The sequence below is a fragment of the Bradyrhizobium sp. BR14999 genome, from assembly GCF_056106085.1.
Genome location: NZ_CM148536.1, coordinates 8,702,693 through 8,719,610 on the forward strand (window position 1 = coordinate 8,702,693; position 16,918 = coordinate 8,719,610).

Consider the following 16,918-nt stretch of genomic DNA (forward strand, 5'->3'; position numbering starts at 1 on the left):
GTCGAACTCCACGGAAAGTGCAGGAAAATCAACGGCGGCGGCCATTATCCCGCCGCTCATAACGGTCTGGTTACAGGTTCGATTCAGGCTGAACTAGCCACGAAATCGATAACTGGGCAGAGTTTGTTGGTGACGGTGCCGGAGTCTCGCCCCGAGTATCTGCCTAGTGCCAAAGAGCTGGATGTACTGCATTCTAGCACCAAGCACTTCGGCGGGCGACGCCGTTCCAGGCTTCTTCTCTTTTTCTTCGCCGCGGCATCCAATTGCACGACGGGCTTATAGCGCCCGTTCCCCTTAGATATCGCGCCGAGCATGATGCTCGGGATGATCACCACCGCCGACATTTTATGGATTGGCGCCAGCGCAAGTGCGTGCACCTCGTTGAGTTGCGCGGTGACCTAGAGGTTCGATCGTGGGGGACGCGCATCGCAAATTGTCCTTGCAGACGAATCCAGACAAGGCGATCTTACGCCTCGCGCGCGTACTTGCTCGTCTGGCCGCGAGGGAAGATCATGAAAGAGAGCTCGCCAATCGAAGCGACAAGGAAGAGAGCGACGATCTATGCTCGATTTTCAACCGATCTTCAGAATGAGCGTTCAATTGAAGATCAGCTTTCACTTTGTCAAAGCTACGCCGAGCGCGAAGGCCTAACCGTTGTCAGCACCCATGAAGATCGGGCCCGTTCAGGTGGCTCTGTCATGGGACGCGAAGGCCTTCTGCAGATGTTGGACCAAGCGCGGGAGCGATGCTTTGACGTAGTAATCGTCGAAGCGCTCGATCGCCTCTCTCGCGACATGGAAGATCTCGCAGGCATCCATAAGCGGTTATCTTTTCTCGGGATCGAGATCCGGGCGGTTCACGAAGGCGTCGTTAACACCGTGCTGGTCGGTCTTCGCGGTCTGGTCGGACAACTCTATCGTGAGGACAATGCTCACAAAGTGCGTCGTGGCCAAGCGGGGCGTGTCAAGCAAGGTTTGGCTGGAGGTGGCCTGACATACGGATATGCCGCGGTCGCCGGAAAAAGTGGCGAGCGTGTCGTCGCTGAGGGCGAGGCACAAGTGATCCGGCGTATCTTTCAGGAATACATAGACGGCCGAACGCCTCGTGAAATCGCACACGATCTCAACAGGGAGAGGGTATCACCGCCGCGAGGGCGCGCGTGGAATGCTTCAACTATCAATGGCAACCCTGAGAGGGGAGCCGGCATTCTGCAGAACGAGCTTTATGTAGGGCGCCTCGTCTGGAACAAAGTAAGGATGGTCAAAGATCCCGATTCGGGAAAGCGTCTGTCACGACCAAATCCGAAGAGTGATTGGCAGATTGCTGAAGTGCCGCATCTTGCAATTGTCAGTCCAGAACTGTTTACGGCTGCTCAGCAACGCAAAGAGGAGCGCAGTCGCGCCCACCCCAGCCATCATCGTCGGCCTCGTAGAATGCTATCTGGCCTACTCCGTTGCGGTTCGTGCGGCTCGGGCATGGCAACGAACGGGCGGGACAAATCGGGGCGCGTTCGCATTCGCTGCTCGGCGGCGACGGAGAGCGGCACGTGTCCTGACGCCAAGACTTTCTATTTAGACACGGTCGAGAGTGCAGTCCTCAGCGGGCTAAAGGGCGAATTGCGCGCGCCGAAGGTTATTTCGGAATACGTACGGACGTATCTCGAGGAGCGGAAGCGACTGGCAGCTTCATCAAATGCAAAACGGCAGCGCCTTGAGCAGCAGCTTGGGCAATTAAACCGGGAAATCGATCGACTGGTGGATGCGATTGCAAAAGGACAGGGCGATCCATCCGTTCTCGGACCGAGATCGACTGCCTTAGATGCCGAACGGAAGCGGATATCTGAGGAGTTACAGAGTGAACCGCCCACCCCCAAAGAAATCGCGCTGCATCCTGCCATCCTCAAACGATACGAGGAGCAACTCGGTCGGCTTGAAGAAGCACTAGCGAAAGGGGTCAGTGCGGGCGACGGAGAGGCCGCAGAAGCCATCAGAGATCTGGTCGACACGGTCACTGTGTTCCGCGATCCACTGCGCCCGGGCGGTGCCGCCGTAGAGATAGCTGGCCGGCTAAATGCCCTGCTCGGGGAAAACGCCTATCCAAACCAAGTCAAAGGAGTGTGGGGAAAGGTGGTAGCGGGGGAGGGACTCGAACCCCCGACCCCAGGATTATGATTCCCGTGCTCTAACCAGCTGAGCTACCCCGCCACAGGGCTCGCGGTGGCCGAAACGGCCGATCTCGCGAACGCGCGGCATATAAGGAAGGGGGCGGCGGGAAGTCAAGCAAAGCCCGGTCGATTAGCTGAGTGAATTCAGCGACGGACCGGCCCATTCCGACACCAGACCCGTGGAGAGTCCCCCTCACCCGGAATCCGCGCTTTTGCGCGGATTCCGGCCTCTCCCCGCGGGCGGGGAGAGGCGAAGGAAGGGGGCGAAGAATCAGCCTATTTCGGCCGCACGTTCGGATCGCCGCCGGGGCTGCCCGGGGGTGGGATCACCGGGGTGTTGGCGCCGGTGTCGGGCGCGGGCGCGTGCATCTCGGGGTCGATGCCGGCGGGCGGGCAGAGCACGCCCTCGGATTTGGCCAGCTTGTCGCCTAGCGGTTCCCGGGCCTGGCCGGTGGTGGTGCCGTCAGGCTGGCGGTTCAGACGGTCCTGGGCTGTGCAATTGGTCGGATGTTGCGGGGACGGCGGCGCGGTCTGTTGCGGCGGCGTCGCCGGGGCGGGCGGGGCCTGCGCGATCGCGCTGCCGGAGGCGGCGATCAGGAGGCCCGCTAGGATGATGTTCGTGCGCATGGGAAGGAAACGCGCTGGGCCAGCGGCCCGTTCCCGGGCGCAGCGCGATGTGATCGCGCGGTCCCCTGAGGTATTCCCACCATCATTGCAATGACGGGGTGATGAAGCCTTTATCCGCGCGAGAGATATCGCTGGTGGAGAGAGCCCTCTCCCCAACCCTCTCCCGCAAGCGGGAGAGGGGGCGCACTGCCGGCTTGGCTGGCTGCGCGCCAGTCCAATCACCATCACGATTTGCGGTAGCGGATCAGCGAAAAATGCCCCATCGGCGGCATCGGTCGGCGCTCGGCAAGCGTGACGCCGCCGTGCTTGGCGGCCCAATTGACGAGGCGCTCCCACGGAAATTCCGGGCGCCAGCCGAGGCGGCGGGCTACAGGTGCGAAGGCGAGCTCGAACATTTTTCGCGGGCCCGTCTCGGCGCCGATGTGGTTGACGAGGATCAGCTCGCCGCCGTGCTTGAGCACGCGCACGAACTCGTCGAGCGTGCCTTCGGGATCGGGCACGGCGGTGATGACATATTGCGCGACCACCGCATCGAAGAAGTTTTCGGGGAAGGCGAGGTTTTTCGCGTCCATCACCGAGAGCACTTCGACATTGGAGAGCCGCAGCGCACGCACGCGCGCCTGCGCCTTGCGCAGCATCGGCTCGGAGATGTCGACGCCGCAGATTTTCGTGGTGCGCGCATAGTCCGACAGCGACAGGCCGGTGCCGACGCCGACGTCGAGGATGCGGCCGCCGATGCGGTCGGCCTCGGCGATGGTCGACTGCCGTCCGGCGTCGAACACCTTGCCGAACACGAGATCATAGACCGGCGCCCAGCGGCCATAGGCCTTCTCGACCCCGGCCCGCGAGATATCTGCTGCCATGCCCCCTGCCCTTACTTCACCTCTCCCCTACGGGAGAGGTGAACCCAGCCCGACCATCTGTGCTTGATGTCGTCATTTCCTCAGCCGCGCACGGCTTCCGCAAGCGGCCTTGCCGTGCTCGTAGCGACCTTCGCTGCGGCGCTCTGGATGAAGCCGCCGCCGAGCACGCGCGCCTGGCCGCCAGGCGCGTCGTAGAACACGCAGGCCTGGCCCGGTGAGACGCCCTCCTCGCCGGCCACGAGCTCGACCTCGTAATGACCATTGCCGCCGCGCAGCCACGCCGGCTGCGGGCTGCGGGTCGAGCGCACACGCACGAACATCTCAAGGCCGCCACCGATGGCGCGGTCGATGTCACCGTCGCCGATCCAGTTGACGTCGCGCAGCACGATGCGGTGCATCTTCAGAGCATCGCGCGGACCGACCACGACGCGGCGGTTTGCTGCATCCAGCCGCACCACGAATAGCGGCGCGGTCGCGGCGATGCCGAGGCCGCGGCGCTGGCCGACGGTGAAATTGGCGATGCCGTTGTGCTGGCCGAGCACGCGTCCGTCGAGACCGACGATGTCGCCGGGGTCCATCGCGTTCGGCCGCAGACGCGTGATGATGTCGGTGTAGCGTCCCGTCGGCACGAAGCAGATGTCCTGGCTGTCGTGCTTGTCGGCGACCGCGAGCCCAAAGCGGCGCGCGAGCTCGCGCGTCTGCGGCTTGGTCATGTCGCCCAAGGGAAAGCGCAGGAAGTCGAGCTGCTCGCGCGTGGTCGCGAACAGGAAATAGCTCTGGTCGCGATCGGCGTCGGCTGCGCACACCAGCGCGCGCGAGCCATTGTCGAGGCGGCGCGAGGCGACGTAATGGCCGGTGGCGAGCGCGGTGGCCCCCAGCTCGCGCGCGGTCTTCAGGAGATCGCGGAACTTGACCGAACGGTTGCACTCGATGCACGGCACCGGCGTCTCGCCGAGCGCGTAAGAGTCGGCAAAGTTGTCGATGACGGACTCGCGAAAACGGTCCTCATAGTCGAGCACGTAATGGGGGATGCCGAGCTTGGCCGCGACGTCGCGCGCGTCGTGGATATCCTGGCCGGCGCAGCAGGCGCCCTTGCGATGGGTCGCCGCACCATGATCGTAGAGCTGGAGCGTGATGCCGACGACGTCGTAGCCCTCAGCCTTGAGCAGCGCAGCCGTCGTCGAAGAATCGACGCCGCCCGACATGGCAACGACGACCCTGGTGTCCTCAGGACGGCCTTCGAGATCCAGACTGTTGAGCATGGGCCTTAAAGCGTTGTGACGGCGGCGTGGCGTGATCCGCGTTTCCTGTGCTTCCGGCGGGATATCAGGCGATCCCCGGGAACCCTGGTTCCCCCGGGGGGCATGACTGCCCGGTCGAAAGCGGCTGAGAGTGACCTCTTTAATATAGGCGGCATTCCGGTGAAGCAATCACGCGGGCGGCCAGCTTAGGGCAATTCTTGCCGGGGAGGCAGAAATGACGGGGTCGCGGCAGGCCTCGCGGCGGCCGCACCGATTTCACAAGGGATTGATTTTACTACTGAAATAAGCAGGAAAGGAGGCTGGCCCGCTCCTTGCTACCCTCCATGCCGAAGATGTTTCCAAGGGGTCGCCTGTGGTCGGTCGGACGTCAGATGTCGTGGCAAGCGTGCAAGTCCAAAGCACGCAGCAAAAGCCTGCCCGGTCGCAGGCGACGAAGGATCCGGCCGCGACCGACTCCTTCGGCTCGCTGGTCGACAGCAATACCCAGGCGATCAGCAACAACGCAGCCTCGCAGGCGCAGGACACTGCGCCGCGCCGGAGCGATGCTTCGTCCTCGTCGTCCTCCTCGGACAGAGCTGCGCGCGACACGTCATCCGCCGATCAGTCCTCGCAGAGCAAGGCGAGCGACGACGCCGACACGTCCGCGCCGACCAAGAACGATGAGACGAGCGACACGACGACCGATCCGGCCAAGGACGCCGGCAAGACCAAGGGCAAGGTCGAGGCCTCCGACGCCAAATCGGCCGACAAATCCGACGAGACCAAGGGTGACAAGACCGACGGCACCGACACCGTCGTCGCCGCCGTCGATGCGGCGGCCGCCGTGGCGACCGATGCGACGCAAGTCGCCGTGCCCGATCCAAACGCGATCGTCGTTGCCGCGCCGGTCGTGCCGGTCGATCCGAATGCGGCTGCGAACCAGGCCACCGGCTCCGCCTCCCCGCTGACCATCGCCGCCGCCGGCCTCGCCGCCAGCGCCTCCACCGCGGCGCAGATCCAAGGCGTCAAGACCGACACCACCACCGCGGGCGACAAGAGCGCCAAGACTGCGAGCGCCGAGGTCGATGCGGACACCACGACCACGCTCGGCGAGACCGCGACCGGCACGAGCGAGGCCACCGCGACTGATGCGAAAGCCAATGGCGGCCTGATCGCCGCCGTGGACCAGGGCACGCCGAAGACCTCATTCAAGGCCGCGGCCACGGCGCAGGCCCAGACCGACATCTCCAATATTGGCCAGGACACCGGCAAGGCGAACGCCGCCACGCCGCAAGCAGCGGGCGCAGCGCTCCTCAACGGCGCCGCGCATCCGCAGGCCGCCAAGCCGCAAAGCGATAGCGGAACGACTGACGCGAAGGCGGCTGGCACCGAGCGTACCGCTGATGCGGTCCCTGGCGCATCCGCCACGCACGTTCATGCGGGGCCGCAGGCGGCTGTCGCCGCGACGGATACCAGCGCACAAGCCGCCTCCGCCGTGCAGGCGCCGCTGACCAACACCACCTCGACTGCCACTGCATCGACCGCGACGCTCACAGCGACCGCGGCAAGCAACACGGCCGTGCCGATCAGCGGCATACCGATCGAGATCGCGGCCGCCGTGCGCGCCGGCAAGTCCCGCTTCGACATCAGCCTCGATCCGGTCGAGCTCGGCCGCATCGACGTCCGCATCAATGTCGACCGCAACGGCCAGGTCACCTCGCATCTCACCGTGGAGAAGCCGGAGACGCTGCAGATGCTGCGACAGGACGCGCCGCAATTGCAGCGCGCGCTCGACGACGCCGGCTTCAAGACCGGCAGCAACGGGTTGTCCTTCAGCCTGCGCGACCAGAATTCGTCAGGCCAGAACTCCGGCCAGAACAACGACAATGGCGGCAATGCCCGCCGGCTGATCATCAGCGAGGACGAAACCGTTGCAGCGGCGCCCGTCGGGCGTGGCTACGGCCGCATGTATGGGCCGAGCAGCGGCGTCGACATCAGAGTGTAAGGAGTATTCGACATGGCCACCACGAATGCCGCCACCGCACCTTCCGTCGTCTCCGGGACGACCGACATCCCGAAATCCTCCTCGTCGAACTCGCTGAGCTCGACCACGGGATCGACGCTCGCTGGCAATTTCCAGACCTTCCTGACGCTGCTGACGACGCAGCTGCAGAACCAGAACCCGCTGGATCCGCTCGACACCAACCAATTCACCCAGCAGCTGGTGCAGTTCGCCGGCGTCGAGCAGCAGCTCAAGACCAACGACTCGCTGTCCCAGCTCGTCACCCTGCAGCAGACCACGCAGGCGACCCAGGCGCTGGGCTTCGTCGGCAAGACCGCTCTGGTCGACGGCTCGACCGCGACCATGACGAAATCGTCGGCGACCTGGCATCTCAATGTGCCGACCGACTCGACCGTCGACATCACTGTCGCCAATGCCAGCGGCCAGACCGTGTTCACCGGCAAATATACCGCCGCCGCCGGCACCGACATCCCCTTCACCTGGAACGGCATGGGCAATGACGGCACGCAATGGCCCGACGGCAAGTACACGATCTCGGCCACGGGCAAGGATGTGGCGAACAACACCGTCGGCATCGCCGCGCAGGTGCAGGGCACGGTGTCGTCGGTCGACCTGACCCAGTCGCCGCCGCTGCTCACCATCGACGGCGCCAGCTACACCCTGAGCCAGGTCAAGAGCATCATCGCCACCGGCAGCAATTGAGATAGGTGCGGCTACACATTCAGTGTCGTCCTGGCGAAAGCCAGGACCCATAGCCACCGAAAGTCGCTTTTGAAGCGAGGACGTAACCCCGAGTCTTCGTGAGAACTACTCCCCGGGGTAATGGGTCCTGGCTTTCGCCAGGACGACAATTAGGGCCATGCAGCACCCCGCGCAGCCCTCGTTCGTTAGTAAAGTATTTACGAAGTCCCCCTCGACTGGCCTGGACGCACCCGTCCCGCCGGCCGAGACGAGCGCGTTCCAGCCAGTTTCAACGAGAATTGTATTGAAGCCTTAGGCTTAGCGGATTTTTAAGCCGCGGGGCGTAGGGTTACGGCGTGAGTTCAGTGGTTGAGAGTTTGTGAGTACGCCATGACAGAACCCCATCGCCCGAGGGTAAAATACGTCATCGGGCCGGACGGCAGTCCGTTGACGATCGCGGATCTGCCTGCACCCGGCACCAAACGCTGGGTCATCCGCCGCAAGGCCGAAGTCGTCGCCGCTGTGCGCGGAGGACTTCTCTCCCTTGAGGAGGCCTGCAGCCGTTATACCCTGACGGTCGACGAATTCCTCTCCTGGCAGTTTTCCATCGACCAGCACGGTCTGGCGGGTCTTCGCACCACCCGCATCCAGCAATATCGCCAGTAAGCGATCCGGAAATCTGCAGCTTTTGACGAAAATCGGCCTCGCCCTGCGGGGCCGATTTTTCATCGTGTTAACTTTTGTCGGACCTCTTAACCGTCGTTAACCATATCGAAACCATCACCTAGGCAATAATTGCCCACTCGGCCTTTCCAGTGAAAGCGGCCGAATCTGTTGGGGCGGTTGCTTGCAAGGTCTGGTCGACTTCCTGAAAGGTATCGGGGCCGCCCGATTCGGGGCGATGATCGCGGTCACCGCCGCGCTCATCGGCTTCTTCGCGTTCGTCATCATGCGCGTCACCACGCCGCAGATGACGACGCTGTTCACCGACCTCAGTGTCGAGGATTCCTCGGGCATCATCAAGGACCTGGAGCGCCAGGGCATCCAGTTCGAGATCCGCAACGAGGGCTCCATCATCATGGTGCCCAAGGACAAGGTCACGCGCCTGCGGATGAAGCTTGCCGAGGGTGGCCTGCCCAAGGGCGGCGGCGTCGGCTACGAGGTGTTCGACAAGTCGGACGCGCTCGGCACCACCTCCTTCGTCCAGAACATCAATCACCTCCGCGCGCTCGAAGGCGAGCTCGCCCGCACCATCCGCGCCATCGACCGCATCCAGGCCGCCCGGGTCCACCTGGTGCTGCCCGAGCGCCCGCTGTTCGCGCGCGAGGCGCCGGAGCCGTCGGCCTCGATCGTGGTCCGCGTCCGCGGCTCGCTGGAAGCCCAGCAAATCCGCGCCATCCGCCACCTCGTCGCCTCCGCCGTCAATGGGCTGAAGCCGCAGCGGGTCTCGATCGTCGACGAAGCCGGCCAGCTGCTCGCCGACGGCGCCGCGACCGATCCGGAGCAGGCGGTCGGCGACGAGCGCCGCATCGCCTTCGAGAAGCGGATGCGCAAGCAGGTCGAGGACATCGTCTCCTCCGTGGTCGGCTCCGGCCGCGCCCGCGTACAGCTCTCCGCCGATTTCGACTTCAACAAGGTCACCCAGACCTCGGACAAGTTCGATCCCGAAGGCCGCGTGCTGCGCTCGAGCCAGACCCGCGAAGAGCAGAGCATGACCGCCGACAACAACGGCCAGGTCACCGTCAACAACGAGCTGCCCGGCAATCAGCAGAACAACGGCGTCGCGGCCAAGGACCAGAGCAAGAAGACCGAAGAGACCAACAATTACGAGATCTCCCGCACCACCAAGACCGAGGTGACCGAGGCCGGCCGCGTCAACCGTATCTCGGTCGCGGTGCTGGTCGACGGCATCTATTCCAAGAACGACAAGGGCGAGCTGGCCTATCAGGACCGCACCAAGGAGCAGCTCGACCGCATCGCCGCGCTGGTGCGCTCGGCGATCGGCTTCGACCAGAAGCGCGGCGACCAGGTCGAGGTCGTCAATCTTCGCTTCGCCGACGCGCCCTCCACCGCTCCGATCGGCGAGCCTAGCGGCTTCCTCGGCATGCTCCAGTTCACCAAGGACGACGTCATGTACTTCGTCGAGCTCGGCGTGATGATGCTGCTCGGCCTGGTCGTGTTGTTCCTGGTGATCCGCCCGCTGGTCAAGCGCATTCTCGCCTCCGATGAAGTCGCCGCCGCTATCTCCGGTGTGCTGATGGGCCCCTCCGCTTCGGAAGAGGCCGCACCCGCCACCGGCCAGCCGCTGCTGCCGGGCGGCGCCGCCAGCGCCATCGACGTCGCCACCATCCAGGGCCAGGTCCACGCCCAGTCCGTTCATCGCGTCGGCGAGCTCGCCGAGCGCAACCCCAACGAAACCGTCGCCATCATCCGCCAGTGGCTGACCGAACCCGCGAAATAACCCAAGCCAAGTAACTTTGCCAAGTGAATCAAGAAGTGATCTGACATGGCCGCCAATTTGCAAAACGCCAACTCCAACGACATCACCAGCGTGATCTCCACGCTCGGTCAGCGCGCCGGCAACCGCGCGGGCGGCGCCAAGACCGCCGCGCTGGGCGGGCCGAAGCGTGCCGCGATCCTGATGCTGGCGCTGGGCGAGCAATATGGCGGCAAGATCTGGTCGCTGCTCGACGACGACGAGGTGCGCCAGCTCTCGCTTGAGATGTCGACACTCGGCACCGTCGAGGTCGACACCGTCGAGGACATGCTGCTCGAATTCGTCTCGCGCATGTCGGCCTCGGGCGCGCTGATGGGCAATTTCGACGCCACCGAGCGGCTGCTCCAGCAATACCTGCCGCCGGAGCGCGTCAACGGCATCATGGACGAGATCCGCGGCCCCGCCGGCCGCAACATGTGGGAGAAGCTCTCCAACGTGCAGGAAGAGGTGCTCGCAAACTATCTCAAGAACGAATATCCGCAGACCATCGCGGTGGTGCTGTCGAAGCTGAAGCCGGAGCACGCCGCGCGCGTGCTCGGCATCTTCCCGGAGGAGCTCGCGCTCGACGTCGTCAACCGCATGCTGAAGATGGAAGCCGTGCAGAAGGAGGTGATCGAGAGCGTGGAGAAGACGCTGCGCACCGAGTTCATGTCCAACCTGTCGCAGACCCGCCGTCGCGACGCCCACGAGGTGATGGCGGAAATCTTCAACAATTTCGACCGCCAGACCGAGACCCGCTTCATCACCTCGCTGGAAGAGGAGAACCGGGAATCGGCCGAGCGCATCAAGGCGCTGATGTTCACCTTCGACGACCTCGTCAAGCTGGATTCCGGCTCGGCCCAGACCCTGATGCGCAACGTCGACAAGGACAAGCTCGGTGTCGCGCTCAAGAGCGCCAACGAGGACGTCCGCAGCTTCTTCTTCGGCAACATGTCCTCGCGCGCGGCCAAGATGCTGCAGGACGACATGGCGGCGATGGGCCCGGTGCGCCTGCGCGACGTCGACGAGGCCCAGGCGCTGCTCGTCAACCTCGCCAAGGACCTCGCCGCCAAGGGCGAGATCATGCTGACCAAGAACCGCGCCGACGACGAGCTGGTGTACTGATGGGCGCTCCGGCAAAATTCCTGTTCGATACCGACTTCGCCGCACCCGAGCGCTCGACGCGCGAGAAGGCCGCGACGGCGGCCGAGATCGCCCAGAAGGTCGCGGAAGCCGAGGCACGCGCCTATCAGGACGGCTTTGCCGCGGGCCAGCGCGAGGCCAAGGCCGAGAGCGACCGCCGCGTCGCGCTCGCCATGGAGGAGATCAACATCGCGATCCGGGGCATCGCCTCCAGCATCGGCAACATCGAGTCCAAGATGGAGACCGAGGCGGTCGACGTCGCGGTCGCGGTGGCACGCAAGCTGTGCGCCGATCTGGTCGCCGCCGAGCCGCTCGGCGAGATCGTCGCGCTGGTCAAGGACTGCTTCTCGCATCTGGTCGCGACGCCGCATCTCGTCGTCCGCATCAACGACGCGCTCTATGACGCTGCGCGCGACAAGATCGAGCGGCTCGCCAAGCAGAGCGGCTTCGAAGGCCGGCTGGTGATCCTGGCCGAGCCGGAGATTGCCACCGGCGACTGCCGGATCGAATGGGCCGATGGCGGCGTCGTGCTGGAGCGCGGCGCCATCGCGGCCAAGATCGACGACATGGTCGGACGCTATATCGCGTCCCGCAGGGGGAATTAAGCCATGAGCGACACCGACGGACAGGTCCCGCTGCCCGATCTCAACGGCCCGATGCCGCCTGCCGGCACCGACGTCGGCTACAACGAGGACGAATATGCGGCGCGCGTCGCCGCCGACCTCGAAGCCGTGTTCGACGTGCCGGTGCAGGTCTCGGCCGTGCTCGGCCGCTCCAAGATGGATGTCGGCGAGCTGTTGAAGCTCGGGCCCGGCACCGTGCTCGAGCTCGACCGCCGCGTCGGCGAGGCCATCGACATCTACGTCAACAACCGTCTCGTCGCCCGCGGCGAGGTGGTGCTGGTCGAGGACAAGCTCGGCGTGACCATGACCGAAATCATCAAGACCGAACGCGGCTAGCGAATACACGGGAATGACGCGCAACAGCGCGACCAGACGGACAGGAGACTGACATGCGGCTTCTCATCGTTGGCACATTGAAGGGCCAGCTCACCACCGCCACCAAGATCGCGATGGAGAACGGCGCCACCGTGACCCATGCCGAGGATCACGAGCAGGCGATGCGCGTCTTGCGCGGCGGCAAGGGTGCCGACCTCCTGCTGGTCGACGTCGCGCTCGACATCCGCGACCTCGTAATGCGGCTGGAAGCCGAGCACATCCACGCTCCGATCGTCGCCTGCGGCATCACCAACGATGCCCGCGCCGCGGTCGCCGCGATCCATGCCGGCGCCAAGGAATACATCCCGCTGCCGCCGGATCCCGAGCTGATCGCCGCGGTGCTGGCTGCCGTTGCCAATGATTCCCGCGAGCTGGTCTATCGCGACGAGGCGATGGCCAGGGTGATCAAGCTCGCCCAGCAGATCGCGGGCTCCGATGCCTCGGTGATGATCACCGGCGAGTCCGGCACCGGCAAGGAAGTGCTGGCCCGCTACGTCCACACCCGCTCGGCACGCGCCAAGCGTCCGTTCATCTCGATCAACTGCGCCGCGATCCCCGAGCATCTGCTGGAGTCCGAGCTGTTCGGCCACGAGAAGGGCGCCTTCACCGGTGCGATCGCCCGCCGCATCGGCAAGTTCGAGGAAGCGACCGGCGGCACGCTGCTGCTCGACGAAATCTCGGAGATGGACGTCCGCCTGCAATCGAAGCTGCTCCGCGCCATCCAGGAGCGCGTGATCGACCGCGTCGGCGGCACCAAGCCGGTCGCCGTCGACATTCGCATCATCGCGACCTCGAACCGCAACCTCGCTGAAGCCGTGCGCGAAGGCACGTTCCGCGAGGATCTGCTGTTCCGCCTCAACGTCGTGAACCTGAAGATCCCGCCGCTGCGCGAGCGCCCCGCCGACATCCTCGAGCTCGCCCAGCACTTCGTGAAGAAATATGCCGAGGCCAACGGCGTGCCGCTGCGCCCGATCTCGGCGGAGGCGCGCCGCGTGCTCTCCAGCAACCGCTGGCAGGGCAACGTTCGCGAGCTCGAAAACACCATGCATCGCGCCGTGCTGATGGCGCAGGGCGACGAGATCGGCCTCGACGCGATCATCACGCCCGACGGCGACCGCCTCGACCTCGCCAAGACCGCGCCGGTGGTGGCGCATGCGACCATGGCCGCCGAGCAGGTGACGCGCGCGCTTGTGGGGCGCACCGTCGCCGATGTCGAGCGCGACCTGATCCTGGAGACGCTGAAGCACTGTCTCGGCAACCGCACCCATGCCGCCAATATCTTGGGGATCTCGATCCGCACGCTGCGCAACAAGCTCAACGAATACGCCGACGGCGGCATCCCGATCCCGCCCGCGGGCACGCCGGGTGAATATCCGCGCGTGCCGATCGGGGCGTGAGGCGGCCGCGCTGATTGAGAATGCAGATGCCCGGGCTTGGCCCGGGCATTTTGTTTTCAAGGCAACCTGCGCCGCACTCTCAGTGTCGTCCTGGCGAAGGCCGGGACCCATTACCCCAAGGTGGGGTTTGGCGAAGATTAGTCGTCCGGTACACCTACCGCCCATACTCGAGAGGTTCCGCGGTATGGGTCCTGGCTTTCGCCAGGACGACACTAAGGAGGCACTACGCGTCCCAATCCGCAGCACGCAACATGGCCGCACCGCATCCGGCGACTAGGTCGCGCCAGCGCGAGGCTCTATAACCCCCGTGAGAACCACACGGGGATAAACATGTCTGAAGCTCAAATCACGGACTGGCTGGCGGCGCAGCGGCAGGCGATGATCGATCTGCTCCGCGATGTCGTGAACATCGATTCCGGATCCTACGACAAGGAAGGCGTCGATGCGGTCGGTGCGCGGTTCGAGCGGCATTTTGCCGAGCACGGCATTCCGTTCCGGCGCGAAAGCCACGGCACGTTTGGCGACGCCATCCATGCCGAGGTCGCAAAGCCCGGCAGCAATGAGAAGCCGGTGCTGTTGATGGGACATCGCGACACCGTGTTCGGCAAGGGCGAGGCCGGACGGCGTCCATTCACGATTCGAGATGGCCGCGCCTATGGACCCGGCGTTGCCGACATGAAGTCCGGGCTCGTCATGAACGTGTTCGTGGCGACCGCCTTCCACAAATTCGGCGGCAATCCGCACCCGATCAAGCTGTTGATCACCTCGGACGAGGAGATCGGCTCGCCCTCCTCGCGGCCGGTGATCGAGCGCGAAGGACGCGCCGCGCGCGCCGTGTTCAATTCCGAGCCGGGCCGCCCCACCGGGAACGTCGTCACGGGGCGCAAGGGCGGCATCTTCATGCATCTTGCCATCACCGGCAAAGCCGCGCATTCCGGCGCCAATTTCGCCGCCGGCGTCAGCGCGATCGGCGAGCTCGCGCACAAGATCGTGCAGATCCACGCGCTGACCAATCTCGACAAGGGCATCACGCTCAATGTCGGCCTGGTCTCGGGCGGGCAATCCGTCAACACCACGGCGCCTTACGCGGAAGGCCAGATCGACCTGCGCTATGTCGATCCCGCAGACCGCGCGACGGTGATGGCCGCGATCGAGCAGATCGTCGCGACGTCCTACGTGCCGGGCACCAGCGCGACGCTGACGATCAAGGGCGAGTTCGTACCGGTGGTGCAGAGCGCGGAGTCGAGGGCGCTGTTTGAAGGCTATCAGGCCGCCGCAAGAAAGGTCGGCCTTACCACGCTCCAGGGCGAGTTCTCGGGCGGCTGCGCCGATTCCGGCTTCACCGCCGCCGTGGGCACGCCGACCATCTGCGGCCTCGGACCGGTCGGCGGGCTCGCGCACACGCCGGAGGAATATCTCGAGCTCGACAGCATCGTGCCGCGCGCACAGGCGCTGGCACTGGCGATTTTACGGGGGTGAACGCAGGTGCCGTAGGGTGGGCAAAGGCGCACTTGCGCCGTGCCCACCATTTGTCTTCGCTGGATAGAAGTGGTGGGCACGCTTCGCTAACCCACCCTACGAGACCGTCACGAATAACTCGGCGCGTCGGGCTTGCGGAAGATATGGATGGGGTCGCCCGGCACGATCGGCTGGCCGCTGAACATCGCATAGGCGTAGAGCGCGAGATAGGCGATCGCGAGCGCGCCGATAGCGTAGAAGGCCCAGGTCGCGACGCGCTTCATCCATCCGCTCCATTGCCGTTCCGGCGGGAAGGCTGAGGGCGCTTCTAGAGCGATGACGGGGAAAAGACCAGCCTCTGCGCCGACAGCCAGCGGCGATCAAATGCCGCGCCGGGCGCGCACGGGAACGCTGACGTCGGCGAGCCTGGCCGCGTCTTCGTCCTGGTCGACTGCCACATATTGCCCATGCCAATAGGCCAGCGCGGCGGTGCGGGTCGAGCTCCTGATATCCCTGACACGGCCGATGACGATGCCGTGCGAGTGACGCTCGATGATCTCCTCGACCTCGCAGTCGAACGCCGAGAGCGCGCCCACCAGCAGCGGAACACCCGAGACGGATGTCACCCATTGGGCGCCTGCAAAGCGGTCGGCGCCCTTCAGTCCACCCTTGCCGGCAAAACGTTCGGCGACATCGAGCTGGTCGGCATTGAGGATGTTCACGCCGAAGGCACTGTGGCGGCGGATCAATGGAAAGGACGAGGCGTCCCTGTTGATGCTGACCAGCAGTGTCGGCGGTTCGACTGATAGCGAGGTCACCGAGGTCACCGTCATGCCGGTGATGTCCCTGCCCCGCCCGGCAGTGATGACGCTGACGCCGCCGGTGAGGTGGCGCATGGCGCCGCGGAAATCGGCGGACGAGACGGGGATTTCGGTCATGAGATCGCGGGGCACTACATTCATGGCGTTGCTCCCCGAAGCGGGGTTCCCTGTATTTAGGTACGATCGTCCGCCGATAACAGGTGGCTCAGGATCGAGCCTTCGAGGCCCGCAAGCTCGGCCGAACCGCGTTGCCGCGGCCGGGCCGCGTTAACCGTGACGTCATGGGCGATCCGGCCGTCCTCGATCACCAGCACGCGGTCTGCCAGCGCGACGGCTTCGGCGACATCGTGGGTCACCAGGATCGCGGTAAAGCCCTGGTCGCGCCAGACGCGCTCCAAGAGACGCTGCATCGAGATCCGGGTCAGCGCGTCCAGCGCGCCGAGCGGCTCGTCGAAGGCGAGCACGCGCGGGCGGGAGACCAGCGCGCGGCCAAGCGCGACGCGCTGCTTCTGGCCGCCTGACAGCACCGAGGGCCATTGATCGCGCTTGTCGGCCAGCCCGACCTCTCCCAGGGCTTTCTCGGCGCGCGCATGCGCATCGCCGGAGACGCGATCGCGACCAAGGCCGACCTCGACATTGGCGAGCACGCGCGCCCAGGGCAGCAGCCGCGGCTCCTGGAACATGACGCGGATGTCCTCGGGCTGGATATCCTGGCCAAAGCTGATGCTGCCGGCATCGATCTTCTCCAGGCCGGCGATGAGGCGCAGCAGCGTGCTCTTGCCGCAACCGCTCTTGCCGACGATGGCGACGAACTGGCCGGCGGGGATGTGCAGATCGATGCCGCGCAGCACCTCGTTGTCGCCGAAGGATTTGCGCAAGCCACGGATGCTGAGCGGCAGGCCGGCGGTCGTCGTCGGGCGCTCCTCGCGCACCACACGGGCGTGCGGCGCGAAATTGGCGCGGCTGGCGAGCTCGGTTTTCGGAAGAGAGGTACGAAGCGCTGTCTGCATGGGATTCCCAGTATTT

The 16,918-nt window shown here is 65.0% G+C and carries 16 protein-coding genes and 1 tRNA gene; 10 read left to right on the forward strand and 7 right to left on the reverse strand.

Annotated elements, in window-relative coordinates; all coding sequences use genetic code 11:
* Positions 1-512 precede the first annotated feature (512 nt).
* A complete protein-coding gene (locus tag ACR9YP_RS40670; RefSeq protein ID WP_474221211.1) occupies positions 513-2,171 on the forward strand; it encodes a recombinase family protein in 1,659 nt (552 codons plus the stop codon).
* Here ACR9YP_RS40670 and ACR9YP_RS40675 read toward each other — a convergent pair.
* From ACR9YP_RS40675 to mnmA, 4 genes are all read right to left on the reverse strand, one after another.
* Positions 2,128-2,204: transfer RNA gene (locus tag ACR9YP_RS40675), tRNA-Met, on the reverse strand. The two genes, ACR9YP_RS40670 and ACR9YP_RS40675, sit on opposite strands and share 44 nt — an antisense overlap.
* 236 nt (positions 2,205-2,440) lie before the next feature.
* On the reverse strand, positions 2,441-2,791 hold the full coding sequence (locus ACR9YP_RS40680) for a hypothetical protein (protein WP_438105623.1): 351 nt from the start codon (positions 2,789-2,791) through the stop codon (positions 2,441-2,443).
* 224 nt (positions 2,792-3,015) lie between these two features.
* On the reverse strand, positions 3,016-3,654 hold the full coding sequence (locus ACR9YP_RS40685) for a class I SAM-dependent methyltransferase (protein WP_438105624.1): 639 nt from the start codon (positions 3,652-3,654) through the stop codon (positions 3,016-3,018).
* 80 nt (positions 3,655-3,734) lie between these two features.
* The gene (mnmA, locus tag ACR9YP_RS40690) at positions 3,735-4,916 is read right to left on the reverse strand and encodes a tRNA 2-thiouridine(34) synthase MnmA (protein ID WP_438105625.1); all 1,182 of its coding nucleotides are present in this window, start codon (positions 4,914-4,916) and stop codon (positions 3,735-3,737) included.
* Positions 4,917-5,268: 352 nt separating this feature from the next.
* On the opposite strand from mnmA, the gene ACR9YP_RS40695 reads away from it, so the two are divergent.
* From ACR9YP_RS40695 to ACR9YP_RS40735, 9 genes are all read left to right on the forward strand, one after another.
* Positions 5,269-6,900 (forward strand): flagellar hook-length control protein FliK, encoded by a 1,632-nt coding sequence (locus ACR9YP_RS40695; protein WP_474218745.1) that lies wholly within the window; start codon positions 5,269-5,271, stop codon positions 6,898-6,900.
* Positions 6,901-6,912: 12 nt separating this feature from the next.
* Positions 6,913-7,620, forward strand: a complete 708-nt coding sequence (locus tag ACR9YP_RS40700; protein ID WP_091888371.1) for a flagellar hook assembly protein FlgD — start codon at positions 6,913-6,915, stop codon at positions 7,618-7,620.
* 369 nt (positions 7,621-7,989) lie between these two features.
* Positions 7,990-8,265, forward strand: a complete 276-nt coding sequence (sciP, locus tag ACR9YP_RS40705) for a CtrA inhibitor SciP (RefSeq protein ID WP_002714638.1) — start codon at positions 7,990-7,992, stop codon at positions 8,263-8,265.
* Between the two features lie 181 nt (positions 8,266-8,446).
* Positions 8,447-10,060: a flagellar basal-body MS-ring/collar protein FliF gene (gene fliF, locus ACR9YP_RS40710; protein ID WP_474218746.1), complete on the forward strand. Its 1,614-nt coding sequence runs from the start codon at positions 8,447-8,449 to the stop codon at positions 10,058-10,060.
* Between the two features lie 45 nt (positions 10,061-10,105).
* The gene (gene fliG, locus ACR9YP_RS40715; RefSeq protein WP_128936423.1) at positions 10,106-11,200 is read left to right on the forward strand and encodes a flagellar motor switch protein FliG; all 1,095 of its coding nucleotides are present in this window, start codon (positions 10,106-10,108) and stop codon (positions 11,198-11,200) included.
* Positions 11,200-11,823 carry a FliH/SctL family protein gene (locus ACR9YP_RS40720; RefSeq protein WP_370988278.1) on the forward strand — a complete coding sequence of 208 codons (624 nt, stop codon included), beginning with the start codon at positions 11,200-11,202 and terminating at the stop codon, positions 11,821-11,823. Before fliG ends, ACR9YP_RS40720 begins: the two co-directional genes overlap by 1 nt.
* A 3-nt stretch (positions 11,824-11,826) precedes the next feature.
* A complete protein-coding gene (gene fliN, locus ACR9YP_RS40725; protein WP_091888362.1) occupies positions 11,827-12,177 on the forward strand; it encodes a flagellar motor switch protein FliN in 351 nt (116 codons plus the stop codon).
* A 53-nt stretch (positions 12,178-12,230) separates the two neighbouring features.
* Positions 12,231-13,613, forward strand: a complete 1,383-nt coding sequence (flbD, locus tag ACR9YP_RS40730) for a sigma-54-dependent transcriptional regulator FlbD (RefSeq protein WP_474218747.1) — start codon at positions 12,231-12,233, stop codon at positions 13,611-13,613.
* A gap of 330 nt (positions 13,614-13,943) precedes the next feature.
* A complete protein-coding gene (locus ACR9YP_RS40735; protein WP_438105631.1) occupies positions 13,944-15,092 on the forward strand; it encodes a M20 family metallopeptidase in 1,149 nt (382 codons plus the stop codon).
* A gap of 107 nt (positions 15,093-15,199) precedes the next feature.
* On the opposite strand, the gene ACR9YP_RS40740 is transcribed toward ACR9YP_RS40735, so the two are convergent.
* From ACR9YP_RS40740 to ACR9YP_RS40750, 3 genes are all read right to left on the reverse strand, one after another.
* A complete protein-coding gene (locus ACR9YP_RS40740; RefSeq protein WP_008131268.1) occupies positions 15,200-15,355 on the reverse strand; it encodes a hypothetical protein in 156 nt (51 codons plus the stop codon).
* A 96-nt stretch (positions 15,356-15,451) separates the two neighbouring features.
* The gene (locus ACR9YP_RS40745; RefSeq protein WP_438105632.1) at positions 15,452-16,033 is read right to left on the reverse strand and encodes a flavin reductase family protein; all 582 of its coding nucleotides are present in this window, start codon (positions 16,031-16,033) and stop codon (positions 15,452-15,454) included.
* A gap of 32 nt (positions 16,034-16,065) precedes the next feature.
* On the reverse strand, positions 16,066-16,902 hold the full coding sequence (locus ACR9YP_RS40750; protein ID WP_438105633.1) for an ATP-binding cassette domain-containing protein: 837 nt from the start codon (positions 16,900-16,902) through the stop codon (positions 16,066-16,068).
* Between the last annotated feature and the right edge of the window lie 16 nt (positions 16,903-16,918).

Coding starts and splice junctions, on each gene's coding strand:
- ACR9YP_RS40670 (WP_474221211.1), top strand. CDS start 513: ATGAAAGAGAGCTCGCCAATCGAAGCGACAAGGAAGAGAGCGACGATC.
- ACR9YP_RS40680 (WP_438105623.1), bottom strand. CDS start 2,791: ATGCGCACGAACATCATCCTAGCGGGCCTCCTGATCGCCGCCTCCGGC.
- ACR9YP_RS40685 (WP_438105624.1), bottom strand. CDS start 3,654: ATGGCAGCAGATATCTCGCGGGCCGGGGTCGAGAAGGCCTATGGCCGC.
- mnmA (WP_438105625.1), bottom strand. CDS start 4,916: ATGCTCAACAGTCTGGATCTCGAAGGCCGTCCTGAGGACACCAGGGTC.
- ACR9YP_RS40700 (WP_091888371.1), top strand. CDS start 6,913: ATGGCCACCACGAATGCCGCCACCGCACCTTCCGTCGTCTCCGGGACG.
- sciP (WP_002714638.1), top strand. CDS start 7,990: ATGACAGAACCCCATCGCCCGAGGGTAAAATACGTCATCGGGCCGGAC.
- fliG (WP_128936423.1), top strand. CDS start 10,106: ATGGCCGCCAATTTGCAAAACGCCAACTCCAACGACATCACCAGCGTG.
- ACR9YP_RS40720 (WP_370988278.1), top strand. CDS start 11,200: ATGGGCGCTCCGGCAAAATTCCTGTTCGATACCGACTTCGCCGCACCC.
- fliN (WP_091888362.1), top strand. CDS start 11,827: ATGAGCGACACCGACGGACAGGTCCCGCTGCCCGATCTCAACGGCCCG.
- flbD (WP_474218747.1), top strand. CDS start 12,231: ATGCGGCTTCTCATCGTTGGCACATTGAAGGGCCAGCTCACCACCGCC.
- ACR9YP_RS40735 (WP_438105631.1), top strand. CDS start 13,944: ATGTCTGAAGCTCAAATCACGGACTGGCTGGCGGCGCAGCGGCAGGCG.
- ACR9YP_RS40740 (WP_008131268.1), bottom strand. CDS start 15,355: ATGAAGCGCGTCGCGACCTGGGCCTTCTACGCTATCGGCGCGCTCGCG.
- ACR9YP_RS40745 (WP_438105632.1), bottom strand. CDS start 16,033: ATGAATGTAGTGCCCCGCGATCTCATGACCGAAATCCCCGTCTCGTCC.
- ACR9YP_RS40750 (WP_438105633.1), bottom strand. CDS start 16,902: ATGCAGACAGCGCTTCGTACCTCTCTTCCGAAAACCGAGCTCGCCAGC.